The organism is Enterobacter cloacae complex sp. ECL352, assembly GCF_020149545.1.
Classification (GTDB): Bacteria; Pseudomonadota; Gammaproteobacteria; order Enterobacterales; family Enterobacteriaceae; genus Enterobacter; species Enterobacter asburiae_B.
This window is the reverse complement of record NZ_CP083709.1, coordinates 3,741,154-3,758,911: the sequence shown is the minus strand read 5'-3', so window position 1 is coordinate 3,758,911 and position 17,758 is coordinate 3,741,154. Positions and strand designations below refer to the sequence as shown.

The 17,758-nt window shown below is 57.8% G+C and carries 16 protein-coding genes and 1 pseudogene; 5 read left to right on the top strand and 12 right to left on the bottom strand.

Translation table 11 applies throughout. The features are described 5' to 3' along the window. Window positions 1-39 precede the first annotated feature (39 nt). Entirely contained in the window at window positions 40-798 is a 759-nt protein-coding gene (gene deoR, locus LBF07_RS18220) for a DNA-binding transcriptional repressor DeoR (protein WP_094934334.1), read from the top strand. A 66-nt stretch (window positions 799-864) separates the two neighbouring features. Here deoR and dacC read toward each other — a convergent pair whose 3' ends face one another. Next, complete coding sequence (dacC, locus tag LBF07_RS18215) at window positions 865-2,070, bottom strand: serine-type D-Ala-D-Ala carboxypeptidase (RefSeq protein WP_032661393.1); 1,206 nt, start codon at window positions 2,068-2,070, stop codon at window positions 865-867. A 240-nt stretch (window positions 2,071-2,310) separates the two neighbouring features. Between dacC and LBF07_RS18210 the strand changes: the two genes are divergently transcribed. Beyond that, window positions 2,311-2,937 carry a glutathione S-transferase family protein gene (locus LBF07_RS18210; RefSeq protein ID WP_039261465.1) on the top strand — a complete coding sequence of 209 codons (627 nt, stop codon included), beginning with the start codon at window positions 2,311-2,313 and terminating at the stop codon, window positions 2,935-2,937. Here LBF07_RS18210 and LBF07_RS18205 read toward each other — a convergent pair whose 3' ends face one another. From LBF07_RS18205 to LBF07_RS18185, 5 genes and pseudogenes are all read right to left on the bottom strand, one after another. Beyond that, complete coding sequence (locus LBF07_RS18205) at window positions 2,938-4,056, bottom strand: PQQ-dependent sugar dehydrogenase (protein ID WP_094934335.1); 1,119 nt, start codon at window positions 4,054-4,056, stop codon at window positions 2,938-2,940. Window positions 4,057-4,162: 106 nt separating this feature from the next. Continuing rightward, entirely contained in the window at window positions 4,163-4,546 is a 384-nt protein-coding gene (bssR, locus tag LBF07_RS18200; protein WP_023310914.1) for a biofilm formation regulator BssR, read from the bottom strand. Window positions 4,547-4,937: 391 nt separating this feature from the next. After that, a pseudogene (locus LBF07_RS18195) lies at window positions 4,938-5,193 on the bottom strand (bacteriocin immunity protein). Further along, window positions 5,187-5,444 carry a hypothetical protein gene (locus tag LBF07_RS18190; protein WP_126802266.1) on the bottom strand — a complete coding sequence of 86 codons (258 nt, stop codon included), beginning with the start codon at window positions 5,442-5,444 and terminating at the stop codon, window positions 5,187-5,189. The pseudogene LBF07_RS18195 and the gene LBF07_RS18190 overlap by 7 nt, the downstream one beginning before the upstream one ends. Then, the gene (locus LBF07_RS18185; protein WP_232062878.1) at window positions 5,441-6,829 is read right to left on the bottom strand and encodes an S-type pyocin domain-containing protein; all 1,389 of its coding nucleotides are present in this window, start codon (window positions 6,827-6,829) and stop codon (window positions 5,441-5,443) included. Before LBF07_RS18185 ends, LBF07_RS18190 begins: the two co-directional genes overlap by 4 nt. Window positions 6,830-7,205: 376 nt before the next feature. On the opposite strand from LBF07_RS18185, the gene rimO reads away from it, so the two are divergent. Then, window positions 7,206-8,531 (top strand): 30S ribosomal protein S12 methylthiotransferase RimO, encoded by a 1,326-nt coding sequence (rimO, locus tag LBF07_RS18180; protein WP_058841665.1) that lies wholly within the window; start codon window positions 7,206-7,208, stop codon window positions 8,529-8,531. A gap of 63 nt (window positions 8,532-8,594) precedes the next feature. Here the strand turns inward: rimO and gsiD are convergent, their stop codons facing one another. The 5 genes from gsiD to iaaA are packed head-to-tail and all read right to left on the bottom strand — an operon-like array spanning window position 8,595 to window position 14,817. Continuing rightward, complete coding sequence (gene gsiD / locus LBF07_RS18175) at window positions 8,595-9,506, bottom strand: glutathione ABC transporter permease GsiD (protein WP_024908682.1); 912 nt, start codon at window positions 9,504-9,506, stop codon at window positions 8,595-8,597. Window position 9,507: 1 nt separating this feature from the next. After that, entirely contained in the window at window positions 9,508-10,428 is a 921-nt protein-coding gene (gene gsiC / locus LBF07_RS18170; protein WP_023310911.1) for a glutathione ABC transporter permease GsiC, read from the bottom strand. A gap of 5 nt (window positions 10,429-10,433) precedes the next feature. Next, window positions 10,434-11,972 carry a glutathione ABC transporter substrate-binding protein GsiB gene (gene gsiB, locus LBF07_RS18165; RefSeq protein WP_033145024.1) on the bottom strand — a complete coding sequence of 513 codons (1,539 nt, stop codon included), beginning with the start codon at window positions 11,970-11,972 and terminating at the stop codon, window positions 10,434-10,436. Window positions 11,973-11,995: 23 nt separating this feature from the next. After that, entirely contained in the window at window positions 11,996-13,867 is a 1,872-nt protein-coding gene (gene gsiA / locus LBF07_RS18160; RefSeq protein ID WP_094934337.1) for a glutathione ABC transporter ATP-binding protein GsiA, read from the bottom strand. Window positions 13,868-13,878: 11 nt separating this feature from the next. Next, window positions 13,879-14,817 (bottom strand): beta-aspartyl-peptidase, encoded by a 939-nt coding sequence (iaaA, locus tag LBF07_RS18155; RefSeq protein WP_094934338.1) that lies wholly within the window; start codon window positions 14,815-14,817, stop codon window positions 13,879-13,881. A gap of 188 nt (window positions 14,818-15,005) precedes the next feature. Here iaaA and moeA point away from each other — a divergent pair, with 188 nt between their 5' ends. Together moeA and moeB are read left to right on the top strand one after the other, a co-directional pair. After that, complete coding sequence (gene moeA, locus LBF07_RS18150; RefSeq protein ID WP_094934339.1) at window positions 15,006-16,238, top strand: molybdopterin molybdotransferase MoeA; 1,233 nt, start codon at window positions 15,006-15,008, stop codon at window positions 16,236-16,238. 1 nt (window position 16,239) lies between these two features. Next, a complete protein-coding gene (gene moeB / locus LBF07_RS18145; protein ID WP_094934340.1) occupies window positions 16,240-16,992 on the top strand; it encodes a molybdopterin-synthase adenylyltransferase MoeB in 753 nt (250 codons plus the stop codon). 89 nt (window positions 16,993-17,081) lie between these two features. On the opposite strand, the gene fsa is transcribed toward moeB, so the two are convergent. Then, complete coding sequence (fsa, locus tag LBF07_RS18140; RefSeq protein WP_033145019.1) at window positions 17,082-17,744, bottom strand: fructose-6-phosphate aldolase; 663 nt, start codon at window positions 17,742-17,744, stop codon at window positions 17,082-17,084. Window positions 17,745-17,758 lie beyond the last annotated feature (14 nt).

The window sequence follows — 17,758 nt, the reverse complement described above, 5'->3', positions numbered from 1 at the left end:
CCCGCCCTGCGGGGGTTCACTTTTTTATCCCGAGGAACTATGGAAACACGTCGCGATGACCGCATTGCTCAGCTGCTACAGGCGCTGAAGCGCAGCGATAAGCTGCATCTTAAGGAAGCCGCCAACCTCCTCGGCGTCTCAGAGATGACCATTCGTCGGGATCTGAACAGCGAAAGCGCGCCCGTCGTGCTGCTGGGCGGATATATTGTGCTTGAGCCGCGTAGCGCCAGCCATTATCTGATCAGCGACCAGAAGACGCGCCTGGTGGAAGAGAAGCGCAAAGCCGCCCGGCTTGCGGCCTCACTGGTACAGCCGCACCAGACGCTGTTTTTTGACTGCGGAACCACCACGCCGTGGATTATCGAAGCCATCGACAACAGCATCCCTTTTACCGCCGTGTGCTACTCCCTGAACACCTTTCTGGCGCTTCAGGAGAAACCGGAGTGCCGGGTGATCCTCTGCGGCGGCGAGTTTCACGCCAGCAACGCCATCTTTAAGCCGCTCAACCTGCAGGACACGCTCAGCAATCTCTGCCCGGATATCGCGTTTTATTCCGCCGCAGGCGTCAACGTGCGTCAGGGTGCGACCTGCTTTAACCTGGAAGAGCTGCCGGTGAAACACTGGGCGTTAAGCGCGGCCCAGTTTCATGTGCTGGTGGTCGATCACAGCAAGTTTGGCAAGGTGCGTTCGGCAAGAATGGGTGAGCTGGCGCAGTTTGACGCCATCGTCAGCGACTGCCGCCCGGACGACGAGATCGTGGCCCACGCGAAGGCGCAGCAGGTGAAGTTAATGTATTAAGGGGGTGCGGTCTGATGCCCACACCCCGCCCCTCTCCCACAGGGAGAGGGAGAAAATCCATCAGGTTTAGCTAAACCAGCTGCCAAACCACCCGTGGAATTTCATCATCACGAAATCCCACATCCGGCTGAAGAAGCCTCCCTCTTCCACCGCTTCCATTACAATCAGCGGACGCTGTTCAATCGACTTACCGTTTAGCTGGAAATCAATCGTCCCGACCACCTGGCCTTTTTTCAGCGGAGCCGTAAGCTGCGGGTCGGTCAGGGTATAGCTGGCCTTCAGGTTTTTCAGCTGACCGCGCGGAATGGTCACCGAGCCGCCTTCACCCGCCCCGAGATTGACTTCACTCTTGTCGCCAAACCAGACGCGCTGGCTGACGAACGTGGCATCCGGTTTAATCGGCGTCACGGTTTCATAGAAGCGGAAGCCCCAGGTCAGCAGTTTTTCTGACTCATTAAAGCGAATACGGTCGGTTTTGGTGCCCAGCACCACCGAAATCAGGCGCATGTCGCCCTGGGTCGCGGAGGCCACCAGGTTATAGCCCGCGCCCGCCGTAGTGCCGGTTTTCATTCCGTCCACGTTAACGTTGCTGCTCCACAGCAGGCGGTTGCGGTTCGGCTGGCGGATTTTATTGAAGGTAAACTCTTTCTCTTTATGGATGGCGTATTCATCCGGCACGTCGTGGATCAGCGCTTTCCCCAGCAGCGCCATGTCGCGCGCGGTACTGAACTGTCCCGGCGAATCCAGACCGTGAACCGTTTTGAACGTGGTGTTGGTTAAGCCCAGTTTCTGCGCGTAGCCATTCATCAAGCCAATGAAAGAATCCTGGCTTCCGGCAACGTAATCGGCCAGCGCGATGCACGCATCATTTCCTGACTGAATAATTACCCCTTTGTTCAGATCGGAAACGGAAACCTGATCCCCCGGCTTCAGGAACATCACCGAAGAGCCCCGCAGCGCCGGGTTGCCGGTCGCCCAGGCATCTTTCCCGATGGTGACCATATCGTCCAGCTTGATCTTGCCCGCTTTCAACGCCTGGCCGACCACATAGCTGGTCATGATTTTGGTCAGGCTTGCCGGATCGAGTTTCTCATCCGCGTTGCCTTCCGCCAGCACTTTACCGCTGGAGTAGTCCATCAGGATCCAGGCGCGCGCATCCACAGGCGGCGCTTCGGGCGCAGCCTGTTCAGCTGCGTAGAGCGTTGGTGCAAACAGGAAAAGGAGCGCAGAGCCTGTCGCAAGGCTGCGCAGAGAAGTCATTTTACGCGTCATAAATGCCACCCGAGTGTCCATTCAAAAATTACGTCACATCACCGTGTCGCAAGAAGCGATGAGTAATAGCGCACTAAAACGGTTAAAGAAACCCAACGAGGGTAAAGTTATTAAAGTTTATGCAATAACATTCAGATACGCTTTGATTCAGACGATTTTTTTGTCTTCTGTTGCGTAATTGTTAGGTTTATCTCACCATGGCGAAAGCTGACCCGGATTCACATCTCATCAGGAGTAAATATGATTACGCTATGGGGCAGGAACAACTCGACCAACGTTAAGAAAGTGCTCTGGACGCTCGAAGAGCTGGATTTACCGTTCAATCAAATCATGGCCGGCATGTCGTTCGGCGTGAACAAAGAGGCCGACTATCTGGCCATGAACCCGAACGGCCTGGTGCCGCTGCTGCGCGATGATGAAACCGACGCGACGCTTTGGGAATCCAACACCATTGTCCGTTACCTCGCCGCTCAGTACGGTCAGGGCCGCCTGTGGGTGGAAAGCCCGGCCCGTCGCGCCCAGGGTGAAAAGTGGATGGACTGGGCGAACCAGACGCTATCGCCAACCCACCGCGTGATCCTGATGGGGTTAGTCAGAACCCCTGAAGCCGAGCGCGACTACCCTGCCATTCATGCCGCTCAGGATGCGTGTGAAAACCTGTTTGCGATGATGGATGACGAACTGGCGAAGCACGCCTGGTTCTCCGGTGAGGCGTTCGGCGTGGGCGATATTGCCGTGGCGCCGTTCGTCTGGAATCTGACCAACCTCGGCCTGAAGTGGACGCCGCGCCCTCACCTTGAGCGCTGGCTAAAACAGCTGAGCGATCGCCCGGCGTACCGCAACGTGGTAATGATCCCGGTCACCTGATTACGCACCGGACGGGCTGACTTTTAACAGCTGCCCGTCCGTCTCGTCGGTCAGAACGTATAAATAGCCGTCCGGCGCCACCCGCACATCGCGAATACGTTTATCCCGGTCGCCGATAATTCGCCCATCCTCCGTGACCTTATTGCCGTCCACGCTCAGCACGATAACGTCCTTTTCCTTCAGCGCGCCGATAAACAGCTTGTTTTTCCACTGCGGGAAGACGTCGCTGTTGTAAAACGCCATACCGCTCACGGCGGGCGACACTTTCCAGACGAACAGCGGTTTTTCGGTTCCCTCAACGTGCTCGCCTTTGGCTTCCGGAATTTTCAGACCGCTATAGTTAATGCCGTGCGTCGCCAGCGGCCAGCCGTAGTTCTTTCCTTTCTCCGGGATGTTGATCTCATCCCCGCCGCGCGGACCGTGCTCGTTCAGCCACAGCGCGTCGCTCCAGGGATTCATCGCCATCCCCTGCGGGTTGCGAATGCCGTAAGACCAGATTTCGGGTCGCGCGCCGGGGGTATTCACAAACGGGTTATCCGGCGGCACTTTTCCGTCTTCGGTGAGGCGCACCACTTTACCCTGCAATTTATCCAGATCCTGCGCCGTCGGACGCTGGTTATTCTCGCCTAGTCCGATAAAGAGCGAGCCTTTGCCGTCGAACACCAGTCGCCCACCAAAATGGTTCCCGGTGGAGAGTTTCGGCATCTGGCGGAACACCACCTGGAAGGCTTCAATGCGCGTCAGATCGTCGCTCAGTCGGCCATAGCCCACCGCCGTTCCGGCCTTGCCGTCACTCCCGGCTTCGGCGAAGCTCAGCCAGATGCGGCGTGATTTTTCAAAATCCGGGGCGAGGACCACGTCCAGCAATCCTCCCTGACCGTTTGCCCAGACCTTCGGCACGCCGACAATCGGATCGGACAGCCCTTTTCCGGCCTGCCAGCGTTTGAGCTGACCGCCCTTCAGGGTCACCAGCAGGCCTTTATTGTCCGGCAGAAACGCCAGAGACCAGGGATGATCGAGTTTGTTTTGCAGCACCTCGACCTTGACCGCCTCTGGGGCAGCAAGAAGCGAAAACGGAATGAACAGCGCAGGCAGGGAAATTAGCGAGGATCGAGGCATAACGCGCTCCTTTATCGGCATATGGCATAAAGGTTAGCCACTGCATCCGGGCGCGTTACCACTTTTACAAAAGCTTAATCAGAAGGGGGAGTTGCCTCCCCCTGGGTCAGTGCTGTTCAAGCTTCTCGTGCTCGTTCAGGCACATGATGCATAGAGAGAGCGTGGTCAGGCAGTTTTCAAGCTTCTCCGCGTTAACAGCGATAAAATTCGGGCAGTCGTGGCGTCCGTTCATCAAACATACCCCAGCGATGGAGAGCACCTCAGCGGCGCGGCGCAGGGCGATCAGCTCACTTTCGCCGTATTTCGCCTTCAGGGTCGGTGCTTTTTCACGCATGAAATTGCAAAGTTCAAACAGGTTATCACGCAGATGTTCGCTTTCGCTGACTGACATATACCCTTTTGCCTTCCTCAACTGCAGGTACGCGGCCAGGTCGATTCGGGCGTTGATCAGCTTGTTAAGCAGATCGCGTTTTAGTCTGTCAACGGTCATGCTCTTTCCTCCTCTGTCAGCCATTGTGCATAATCAGGATAAGTACATTTTTTGTACAGTTTAATGCCTGGGATCAATTTTTATTAACTGATTAACATTATTTACAATGTTACAACGTCTGCCCGGCGCATCCGCCTTGCAAAGAGTGTATAAATCCCCCGCGATACGCTGTAAAATCCCGCCCTGATAACTCCATAATTGATGAATTTTTAACCTATGAGCAATGTTACGCACCAGCCTAAAATCGGCTTCGTCTCCCTGGGCTGCCCGAAAGTCTAAAATAATACATTGCTGCTTTTTTTCTAATCCCCAGTATGACTGGCTTAGGCGAAAAAAAGCCGGGATAAAAACCCGGCGCTTGAATCAATATTTAATGCTGTCTCCCGCAAATTCATTCTTCACGAAAGCCGGGTTTACCGTTGGCTTTACGCCATGCTTTAACCTCTTTCCCCCCCCTTCAGGACTATCTTCACGGTCATCTCGGGGGTAGTAGATAAGGTCAGACCCGTCAGGGTGCTCGGTCAGGTGCTTAAACTCCAGTATGTTTTTATATCTTCACTTTCTGAAATGTCCGCAACGTTAAAGAATTTACGGACGAACTCCAGGAACTCGTTTTCTGTGTAGTCACTGAATGACCGCTTCAAGATGTTTCCCCGCCAGCGATTTGCACGATAACGTCTTCCGAATAGAATTTTTCGCCGAGTAAATTTTCTAAATCCAATGCCTGTTTTTGGCTAACATTGAACCCTGCGATGCCTTTGACAAATGCATCTTCGTCATCCGGCCCCCACCCCATGACAGCAGCAACTCCTTTCAGTTTGCTCTTAGGGATCTCAACCTCTAAAACCAACTCTTCGCTTTGTTTATCAAAAACTTCCACAGAATAAATTATCATCACTTTTCTACCTTTCTGGTTGGATCTGCTGGCTTGGTTTGCTCACCTGTTATGTGATTGAACTCGCCTAAATGGTTGCGGCCCGAACGATCATAAACTTCGACTGTGCCATGTTGAGAGTCCCATTCATAAATTTTACCTTTGGCATCTTTCCATCTTGCCCGAAGTTGTCCGCCACCTTGAATAGCTGTCTTACGTGGTGCTCTTTTCGCATCAGGGAATGCTGGTAATGGTGGGGTCCCTTTTGGTGCTGTGTGGTATTTGTGATCCGCATTCAGATAGACGTAAATCGGATCAAAGGTCCCTGCTGGATGCACCAGAATATAATCCCGGAATGAACGTTCTCCCGGTGCTGGGTTAACTGTTGACCACGGGCTGTTGATTTCACTTTCCGGGTAAACCAGTACATTCGGAGGAATATAGACATTGTTCTGGTTGCCAGTGTTGGTCGGGGAAGAATATCCCGGATCGTCAGGAGTCCAAACGATTGTCGGCTTATCTGCGCCATCCTCCCAGAACTCATAGTTCCCGGTGGTGGTGTTCTTCTGAAGCATGCGCACAGGCACTTTGTCCTGTCCACCTCTGGCGCTGACGTGGAAGCCTTTCGGCCTCATGGTGCCGAACTGGTCAGCTTCCCAGCGAAAGCGAACACGGGTCAGAACATCTTCTTTATTCCGTGCGGCCTGCTCAAGGCGCATTTTATCAATGTAGTCCTGTTCGCCACTGTTGAGCTTTGGCGAGTAGAACATGCCAAATAGAAAAACGGTTGGAGGACTCGGGGCTATCCAGCGACCAGCCGTTGAAAGATTTCCTCCGATTTTTTGCACTGCTGCGTATCCGGCCTCAGTTGCTGCATCAGTGGCGATCCCTGCGCTCGCAGCCGCTTTCGGGGCATCCGAGGAACTGTAAAGGCGCTTATACCACGGGCGGTTATCTTCTGGTGGTGGAGTCGGTTCGGCTGGTTTGAGTTTCTTTGCAGCCTGCGCGTGTTGGACGGGTTCCGATTCTGTTTGTTCCGGTTGAGGAAGTGCTCGGTAGTAGCCAACATGACCGAAATTATCAACAGATTCCTGATCAGTTCCTGCGTCAGTGCAGCCTTCACCTCGCAAACATGATTTTGCAAAAACGGGTAGAGCACTAAGGGCAGTAACGGCAACAGCATTGTTTACTGGAGGTTCTGACATACCGAACGGATCGCTGATCTCCACAGTGCCAGGGGCGATCAGGAAGTTCGATCCACTTGGACAGTCACAATGGATGATTGAACCATCAACGGCGACCGCTTCGCCGTTCGTTTGTCGGTGATCTCCACTAACAATGACTCCGATTTTCCCACATTTCGGGCAAGGTGTGGTCTTATCGCCGATATAGAGTTTCCACTTTCCCATGACAGACATACCAGGGCGTGCGGCTATGCATCGTGAGCCTGTAGAGGTTTTATCCCCGTCTAGCCCAACATTTTTACCGTGAACAATACAGCCTCTGTTTACAGATGCCATAGTGACCGCCTTAGTTCAGAAAATTCTCTTTTGTACTGTTGCATAAGTCCCTCTACTTGTTATAAAAATAATCCACTAGGCCATTTTACAAGCAATAACCAGACATAAAATAGGCATTAGTTCTAATCAAAACATCGTTTCTTAATCAGAAGAATCGGTTGGCACCGAAAACCTGCCGCGAGCACAATTCTTCAGTACAAATTTCCCCCCAAACTCTGTAGAATCCCTGCCCTGACCATTCCAAAAATCGAACAATTTTTAACCTATGAGCAATGTTACGCACCAGCCGAAAATCGGCTTCGTCTCCCTGGGCTGCCCGAAAAACCTCGTGGATTCCGAACGCATCCTGACCGAACTGCGCACCGAGGGCTATGACGTGGTGCCAAGCTACGACAACGCCGATATGGTGATCGTGAACACCTGCGGGTTTATCGACAGCGCGGTTCAGGAATCACTGGAAGCCATCGGTGAAGCCCTGACGGAAAACGGCAAAGTGATTGTTACCGGCTGTCTGGGCGCGAAAGAAGACCAGATCCGCGAAGTGCACCCGAAGGTGCTGGAGATCACCGGCCCGCACAGCTACGAGCAGGTGCTGGAACATGTTCATCACTACGTGCCAAAACCAAAGCACAACCCGTTCCTGAGCCTGGTGCCAGAGCAGGGCGTGAAGCTGACGCCGCGCCACTACGCTTACTTAAAAATTTCCGAAGGCTGCAACCATCGCTGCACCTTCTGCATCATCCCGTCCATGCGTGGCGATCTGGTGAGCCGTCCGATTGGCGAAGTGCTGGCGGAAGCTAAACGTCTGGCCGACGCGGGCGTGAAGGAGCTGCTGGTCATCTCCCAGGACACCTCGGCTTACGGCGTGGACGTTAAACACCGCTCCGGTTTCCACAACGGCGAGCCGGTGAAAACCAGCATGGTAGGCCTGTGCGAACAGCTGTCTAAACTCGGTATCTGGACGCGTCTGCACTACGTCTATCCGTATCCGCACGTTGACGACGTGATCCCGCTGATGGCGGAAGGCAAAATTCTGCCGTACCTGGATATCCCGCTGCAGCACGCCAGCCCGCGCATCCTGAAGCTGATGAAGCGTCCTGGATCCGTTGATCGCCAGCTGGCGCGCATCAAGCAGTGGCGCGAGATCTGCCCGGATCTGACCCTGCGATCCACCTTCATCGTCGGCTTCCCGGGTGAAACCGAAGAAGACTTCCAGATGCTGCTCGACTTCCTGAAAGAAGCCCGTCTGGACCGCGTAGGCTGCTTCAAGTACAGCCCGGTTGAAGGCGCTACCGCCAACGAGCTGGCGGACCAGGTGCCGGAAGAGGTGAAAGAAGAGCGCTGGAACCGCTTCATGCAGCTGCAGCAGCAGATCTCTGCCGAGCGTCTGCAGGAAAAAGTGGGCCGCGAGATCATGGTCATCGTTGACGAAGTGGACGAAGAAGGCGCGATTGGCCGCAGCATGGCGGACGCCCCTGAGATCGACGGCGCGGTGTACCTGAACGGCGAAACCAGCGTTAAGCCGGGTGATATTATTCGCGTGAAGGTTGAAAATGCGGACGAGTATGACCTGTGGGGTAGCCGGGTTTAATATTCCCACTCCTCTGTTGTAGGCCGGGTAAGGCGTCGCCGCCACCCGGCACATTTCACTGCCCTACCCCTTAATCCTCGGATCCAGCGCGTCGCGCAGCCCGTCCCCCAGCAGATTAAACGCCAGCACGGTCAGGAAAATCGCCAGACTCGGGAAGATCGCCACGTGCGGCGCAATCACCATATCCGCCCTCGCCTCGTTCAGCATCGCGCCCCACTCCGGGGTCGGAGGCTGCGCGCCTAACCCCAGAAACGACAGGCTGGCCGCCGAAATAATCGACACGCCGATGCGCATGGTGAAATAGACCACGATGGACGACACCGTACCCGGCAGAATATGGCTGAACAGGATGGTGGCATCGCTGGCCCCCATGCTGCGGGCTGATTCGATAAACGTCTGCTGTTTCAGCACCAGCGTATTGCCGCGCACCAGCCGCGCGAACGCCGGAATCGAAAAGACCGCGACCGCAATGATGACGTTCGCCATGCCGCTGCCCATGATCGCCACCACGGCAATCGCCAGCAGAATGCCGGGAAAAGCAAACAGCACGTCGCAGATGCGCATGATGATGCGGTCCCACCAGCCTTCGTAATACCCGGCAACGAGGCCCAGCACGGTACCGATGGCCGCGCCAATCAGCACCGCGAACACCCCGGCGGCAAGCGAGATCTGCGCCCCCACCAGCACGCGGCTAAAGATATCGCGCCCGAGGGAGTCCACGCCGAACCAGTGCAGCATCGACGGTCCGTCGTTCAGACGGTCGTAGTCAAAATAGTTTTCCGCATCAAACGGCGCCACCCACGGCGCAATCACCGCCACCGCAATCAGCAGCAGCACAAACAGCCCCGCGGTCATCGCGACCGGCTGACGGCGGAAACGCCGCCAGAATTCAGACCACGGGGTGCGGACGTGGTCCGGTTTTAGCCCCGGCATGGCGTTTAAAACGGCCTGACGTCGCCAGTTCAACAATCGCATCTTACTTGTACCTGATGGCCGGGTTAATGGCGGCGTAGAGCACGTCCACCACTAAGTTGATAAGAATAAACTCCAGCGAGAAAAGCAGGACTTCCGCCTGAATCACCGGGTAGTCGCGCATCTCGACGGAATCAACAAGCAGGCGTCCCAGCCCCGGCCAGTTGAAGACCTTTTCCACGACGATCGAGCCGCCGAGCAGAAAGCCAAACTGCAGCCCCATCATCGTCACTACCGGGATCATCGCATTGCGGAATCCGTGCTTGAGAATGACCCACTTCTCGCTGACCCCTTTCGCCCGCGCGGTGCGAATATAATCTTCACTCAGCACGTCAACGAACGAGGCGCGGGTAAAGCGGGCCATTACCGCCGAAACGGCAGCGCCCAGCGTCATGGAAGGCAGGATGTAATGCTTCCAGGTATCGGCCCCGACGGTCGGCAGCCAGCCCAGTTCGACGGAGAAGATCTGCATCAGCAGCATCCCCAGCGCGAACGCCGGGAAGGAGATGCCGGTCACCGCCAGCGCCATGCCGAGCTTGTCCGGCCAGCGGTTGCGCCATACGGCCGCGATAATCCCGGCGCCAAGCCCGAACACGACCGCCCAGCTCATGCTGGCTATCGTTAACCAGAACGTCGGCATAAAGCGGCTGGCAATCTCCTCCGACACCGGACGGCGCGACACCATCGAGATACCAAAATCGCCCTGCAGAACGTTGCAAATGTAATGGATGAACTGCATATACAGCGGCTGGTCGAGGCCAAGCTGCTTACGCACCAAGTCAATAACGGTGGCATCCGCCTCAGGCCCGGCGACCAGACGCGCCGGATCGCCCGGCAGCATATGGACAAACAAAAACACCAGGACCGCCACAATCAGCAGCGTCGGAATAAGCCCCAGCAGGCGTTTACAAACATAATTCAGCATGAGGTTTATTTTAAATCCGCATCGTCAAAGCTAAAGCCCGTGTCCGGCATGATGTAGAACCCCGTCAACGCTTTGTTATGGGCTGACACCAGTTTCTCCACCACCAGCGGCACCCACGGTGACTCTTTCCAGATAATATCCTGCGCGTCTTTATAGAGACGCGCCTTCTCTTCCGGTTTGGTGGTTTTCAGGGCATCGGCAAGGTCTTTGTCCACCTGCGGGTTGCTGTAAAACGCGGTGTTGAACAGGGTTGGCGGCCAGTTCTGCGAGGCAAACAGCGGCGACAGCGCCCAGTCGGCTTCACCGGTCGACGCCGTCCAGCCGGTGTAGAACATCCGCACGCCGCTCTCTTTCTGCCCTTTCCCCTCCACTTCTGCCGCACGCTGTCCGGCATCCATTGCGGTGACCTGTACCTTGATCCCCACCTGCGCCAGCTGCTGCTGGGTAAACTGCAGCACCTTCTGGGCGGTACTGTGATTATGCGAGGACCACAGCGTGGTGCTGAAACCGTTCGGGAAGCCCGCCTCTTTCAGCAGCTCGCGCGCTTTAGCCGGATCGTACGGCCACGGCTGATAGCTTTGCGCATAGGCGATCGCCGGCGGCAGCACGCCGGTGGCCGGAGTGGCATAGCCGGCAAAAGCGACCTTCACCAGCGCCTGACGGTTAATGGCGTAGTTGATGGCTTCACGCACCTTCGGGTTATCGAACGGCTTTTGCGTGACGTTCATGCTGATGTAGCGCTGCATGATTGACGGGCTGGCGACCAGCTCCAGCTTGCTGTTTTTCTGCAAAATGGCGGCCTGCTCGTACGGGATCGGGAAGGCAAACTGCGCCTCGCCGGTTTGCAGCATCGCCGCGCGGGTGTTGTTGTCCACCACCGGGCGCCAGGTGATGGTGTCGAGCTTCGGCAGCCCCTGCTGCCAGTATCCCGCGAATTTCTTCACCTTCACAAAATCGGTCTGGTTCCAGGTGAGCAGTTCGTAAGGGCCGGTGCCAACAGGGTGGAAACCGATCTCCTTGCCGTATTTTTTCAGCGCGGCAGGGGAAATCATCGCCGTTGCCGGATGCGCCAGGATATTGATAAACGCGGAGAACGGCTCTTTCAGGGTGATTTTGACCGTCGCCGGGTCGACCACCTCGGTGCTGGCGATATTTTTATACAGGTTATAGCGCTTGAGGCTATTTTCCGGATTGCTGGCGCGGTCCAGGTTAACCTTCACCGCCTCCGCATTGAAGTCTGTCCCGTCCTGGAACTTCACGCCGGTCCTGAGCTTGATGGTATACACCAGCCCGTCGTCGGACACGGTGTACCCCTCCGCCAGCACGTTTTTGAGCTTCATCTCTTTATCGAGGCCAAACAGGCCCTGATAGAACGATTTCGCCACCGCCTGAGAGAGCGTGTCGTTGGCGTCATACGGATCGAGCGTGGTGAAATTGGAGCCGACGGCGACCACCACGTCTTTGGCAGCGAACGCGGGGGCAGCGGCCAGGGCTGCCGTCACGCTCGCGGCTAACAACCATCTACGCGCTACAAATGTAACCATTGTGTTCTCCTGCCTGTTGTAAGTTATAACCGCGAAAAAGCGTTGTCCTGACGCGGGGGAGCGACGAAATGACCCGGCCCGACCTCGCGCAGCGTCACGCGCTCCACGGCCTCGCCGCGTTTATGAATATTGCTCGGCATTTCATCCTGCAGCAGCACGCGCTGGCCGTGACGATGCGCGGGATCGGCAACCGGGACCGCCGCGATAAGCTTGCGGGTGTACGGGTGCTGCGGGTTTTCAAACACCGCCCTTCGCGGCCCAATCTCCACGATCTGCCCCATAAACATCACCGCCACGCGATGGCTGATGCGCTCGACCACCGCCATATCGTGCGAGATAAACAGGAAGGCAATGCCCATATCCCGCTGTAAATCCAGCAGCAGGTTGATGATTTGCGCCCGGATAGAGACATCCAGCGCCGAGACGGACTCATCGGCAATCACCACTTTCGGGTTCAGCGCCAGCGCGCGGGCGATGCAGATACGCTGCCGCTGTCCGCCGGAAAACTCGTGCGGATAACGCCATGCGTGCTCCGGCTTCAGGCCGACGCGCTCCAGCAGCCAGGCCACGCGACGCTGGGCCGCTTCGCCGTCGAGCAGGTTATGTACCCGCAGCGGCTCCATGATCGAATACCCCACCGTATGGCGCGGATCGAGGGAGGCATACGGGTCCTGGAAAATAAACTGAATATCCCGCCGCACCGCCTGCAGCTTGCTGTCCGGAAGGGTATCAATGCGCTCGCCGTTAAAGGTAATGCTGCCTTCCTGTGATTCCACCAGACGGAGCAACGCGCGCCCGGTGGTGGATTTACCGCAGCCGGACTCCCCCACCAGCGCCAGCGTTTCGCCCGGCCAAAGATCGAAACTGACGTTTTCCACCGCGTGCACTTCGCGCTTAACGCGGTTCAGTACGCCGCTGCGCAGCGGAAAACGGGTGACCAGATCGCGCACTTCCAGAATGGGCTTACCCGGCACCACGGTGTCCTGCTCGCGCTCCTCCTCCTGTAGCTCAGACGCCTCAAGAGAAATCAGCGGGAAGCGGCGCGGCAAATCGCTGCCGTTCATCGCCCCCAGGCGCGGAACCGCCGCCAGCAGCGCTTTGGTGTAAGGATGCACGGGCGCGTGAAAAATCTGCTCAACCGGGCCGGTTTCCACCGCGCAGCCCTTGTGCATCACCAGCACCCGATCGGCGATATCGGCGACTACGCCCATATCGTGGGTGATGAATATCACCCCCATCTCCATCTCCTGCTGCAGCACTTTGATGAGCTGCAGGATCTGCGCCTGAATCGTCACGTCCAGCGCCGTCGTCGGTTCATCGGCAATCAGCACCGCCGGACGGCAGGAGAGCGCCATGGCAATCATCACCCGCTGGCGCATGCCGCCGGAAAGCTGATGCGGGTAGCGACCCAGAATGGCCTGCGCCTCCGGGATGCGCACCAGCTCCAGCATCCGTCGGGCCTCTTTGAGCGCTTCATCGCCGCTCAGCCCCTGATGCAGGCGGATGGACTCGGCGATTTGTTCCCCGACCGGGAAAACCGGGTTCAGGGAGGTCATCGGCTCCTGGAAGATCATAGCAATGTCCGCCCCGCGCACGCCCTGCATCTGCGAACCGCTCAGCTCATTTAAATCAATGACCTGACGGTTACGGCGGCGCAGGAGCATTTTCTCGCTGCTGATTTGCCCGCCCGTCTGTTCCAGCAGGCGCATCAGCGCCAGCGCCGTGACCGATTTACCGGATCCGGATTCACCAACAATCGCCAGCGTCTCGCCGCGCCTGAGCGTGAACGATAAATTCTCTACTGCGGGGATGAACTGCCGCTCTTCCTGAAACGCAATATTGAGCTGATGGACAGCCAGCACTTCGCGGTTGTCCAGTTCTTCACTGTGCGGCACGCGCTGCCCCCTTATTCACGATAGATGCCCGTGCTCGGTTCATCACCGGCATAGCCCCAGGCGCGGTACATACCTTCGCTGTTGAACGGCAGGGCCACGTTGCCCTCACGATCCACCGCAATGAGCCCGCCGACGCCGCCCAGGGCGGGCAGTTTCTCCATCACCACGCGCTCGCAGGCTTCGCTGAGGCTTAAACCGCCGTAATCCATCAGCGCGGTGATGTCGTAGGCCGCGAGGGCGCGGATAAACACTTCTCCGGTTCCGGTACATGACACCGCCGCCGTCGCGTTATTGGCATAGCAGCCCGCGCCCGGCAGCGGGCTATCGCCGACGCGCCCGGGCAGCTTGTTGGTCATCCCGCCCGTTGAGGTCGCCGCCGCGAGGTTCCCGGCCTTATCCAGCGCCACCGCGCCGACCGTGCCCATTTTGGTGGTTTCATCCAGCGGCGCACTGTGGTCAAGCTGCGTCATGCCCGCCGAACGGGCCTCCAGCAGCTGCTGATAGCGCTCCTCCGTGGAAAACAGATCCGGCGATACCGGTTCCATCCCGTGCCCGAAGGCAAACGCCTCCGCCCCGGCCCCTGTGAGCAGGACGTGCGGACTCGCCTCCATCACCAGACGCGCCGCCAGCACCGGATTGCGCAGATGGCTCACGCCCGCCACGGCGCCCGCTTTCAGGGTGACGCCGTCCATCACGCAGGCATCCAGCTCGTGCGTTTCATCCCGGGTAAAGACCGAACCGATCCCCGCATTAAATAACGGGCACTCTTCCAGCAGGCGCACCGCCTCGGTGACCACGTCCAGCGCGCTTTCGCCCGCTTCCAGCATTTTCTGGCCCGTTTCCACAATGGCGTACAGCGCGTCGATATAGCGCTTTTCCTGCTCGGGACTGAGCTGTGCTCGGGTGATTGCCCCGGCGCCACCATGAATTGCGATTACCGCATTAACCATTCGCATCACCCGTTAGCCTGATTTGCGGCTTTTTCTATAAATATCATTATCGTCGATGAAACTTCAGATGATTTTTGAATATAGAAAGACGTAACTGTGATGTAAAGCGTACACCCATCGGGTCATACAGTTAGCCGCACTTTTCTGCCATAATGGCCGCTTTCGTTGTTACTCCGCAGGAGCCCACCATGGATTTTACCGCCGGACTGATGCCGCTTGAGACGGCACTCACGCAGATGCTTGACCGAGTTTCCCCGCTGCATGACGTTGAGACGCTGCCCCTCGTGCGCTGTTTTGGCCGTATTGCCGCGCGCGATATCGTCTCTCCGCTTAACGTGCCGGGGTTTGATAATTCCGCGATGGACGGTTACGCGGTACGCCTGGCGGATCTCCAGACGGGTAACGCCCTGCCGGTGGCGGGTAAAGCCTTTGCGGGCCAGCCGTTTAACGGTGAATGGCCTGCGGGCACCTGCGTGCGCATCATGACCGGCGCGCCGGTTCCGGCTGGCTGCGACGCCGTGGTAATGCAGGAAGAGACCGAACAGACCGACGACGGCGTGCGTTTTACCGCGAACGTCAAAGCGGGCCAGAACATCCGCCGCAAGGGCGAAGATATCACCCTTGGCGCGACGGTCTTTTCTGCCGGGCAGAAGCTGACGGCAGGTGAGCTGCCGGTGCTGGCGTCGCTCGGCGTGGCTGAAATCGACGTTATCCGTAAAGTGCGCGTGGCCGTTTTCTCCACCGGCGACGAGCTGCAGCTTCCGGGCCAGCCGCTGCAGGACGGTCAGATATACGACACCAACCGCCTGGCGGTACACCTGATGCTGGAGCAGCTGGGCTGCGAGGTGATTAACCTCGGCATTATTCCTGACGATCCGGAAAAACTGCGCGCCGCGTTTATCGAGGCGGATAACGCTGCCGACGTGGTTATCAGCTCCGGCGGCGTCTCCGTGGGCGAAGCGGATTACACCAAAACCATCCTTGAAGAGCTGGGCGAGATCGCCTTCTGGAAGCTGGCCATCAAGCCGGGCAAACCGTTCGCGTTTGGCAAGCTTCAACACAGCTGGTTCTGTGGCCTGCCGGGTAATCCAGTCTCGGCGGCACTCACCTTCTACCAGCTGGTGATCCCGCTGCTGGCGAAGCTTTCCGGCAACAGCGCCAGCCCGCTGCCGGAACGCCAGCGCGTGCGCGCCGCCACGCGCCTGAAAAAATTGCCGGGCCGCCTCGATTTTCAGCGCGGCATTCTGGCGCGCAACGCGGACGGAGAGCTCGAAGTGAGCACCACCGGGCACCAGGGCTCACACATTTTCAGCTCCTTCAGCCAGGGTAACTGCTTTATCGTCCTGGAGCGCGAGCGCGGCAATGTGGAAGCAGGCGAGTGGGTTGAGATCGAGCGTTTTAACCACCTGTTCGGAGGCTGACATGACGGTGGAGCTGAGCGACCCGGAGATAATGCGCTACAACCGCCAGATTGTGCTGCGCGGGTTTGATTTCGAAGGTCAGGAAGCGCTTAAGGCAGCAAGCGTGCTGGTTGTTGGGCTCGGCGGCCTGGGCTGCGCCGCCGCGCAGTATCTTGCGGCGGCGGGCGTGGGCAGGATGACGCTGCTGGATTTTGATACCGTGTCGGTGTCAAATCTCCAGCGCCAGACGCTGCACAGCGATGCGACGGTTGGACAGCCGAAGGTGGATTCTGCCCGCACGGCGCTGGCGCGCATCAACCCCAACGTTCAGTTCACCCTGATTGACGCGATGCTGGATGACGAGGCGCTGTCCGCGCAGATTGCGCAGCATGACCTGGTGCTGGACTGCACCGATAACGTCACGGTCCGTAACCAGCTGAACGCGGGCTGCTTTGCCCACAAAATCCCGCTGGTTTCCGGCGCGGCGATCCGCATGGAGGGGCAAATCAGCGTCTTCACGTACGGGGAAGGCGAACCCTGCTACCGCTGCCTGAGCCGCTTGTTCGGCGAGAACGCCCTGACCTGCGTTGAGGCGGGCGTAATGGCGCCATTGGTCGGCGTGATTGGCTCGCTGCAGGCGATGGAAGCGATCAAAGTGCTGGCGCGCTACGGCACACCTGCCGCGGGGAAAATCGTAATGTATGACGCGATGACCTGCCAGTTCCGCGAGATGAAGCTGATGCGTAACCCGGGGTGTGAGGTTTGCGGAGGTTAAAGCAAACGGCAACCTTCAGGTTGCCGTTTTAGTGTTTGCTCCCTCTCCCTGTGGGAGAGGGTTGGGGTGAGGGCATCAGGCCGCACCCGTCAGATCGACATCCGTCCAAACGCCCCCTGCCAGTCCTGCTCAAACTTCACAATCGCCGCATCCACGGCCGGAGAGGTAATAAACTGCTGCGCCACGTCCAGCGGCAGCGTGATGGACTCGCAGCCTGCCAGCAGGCAGTCCAGCGCCTGACGCGGCGTTTTGAAGCTCGCGGCCAGCACCTTTGACTGCGGGGCGTGCAGCGTCAGCAGCTGTTGCAGCTCAACCACTGTCTGGATCCCGTCCCCGCCCTGCGCGTCCACGCGGTTAACGTAAGGCGCCACATACTCTGCACCCGCCAGCGCGGAGAGCATCCCCTGCGCAGCACCATAAACCGCCGTACCCAGCGTCGGGATCCCTTCCGCTTTCAGCATCTTGATTGCCGCCAGCCCTTCGGCGGTCACCGGCACTTTTACTACCAGGTCGTTAATGATGGCGCGCAGCTTGCGCGCGTCCTCCACCATCCCTTCGGCGGTGGTCGCCATCACCTGCGCGAAAAGACGGCCTTTGCCGCCCAGCGCGTCGTGCAGCGCTGGCAGCAAAACGTCCAGCGGCGTTTTACCTGCCGCCACAATGCTTGGGTTGGTGGTTACGCCCGCCAGCGGGAAGATGCGCGCCAGCTTTTTGACTGCCGCAACGTCAGATGTGTCGAGATAAAGTTCCATGATGTCACCCTCAA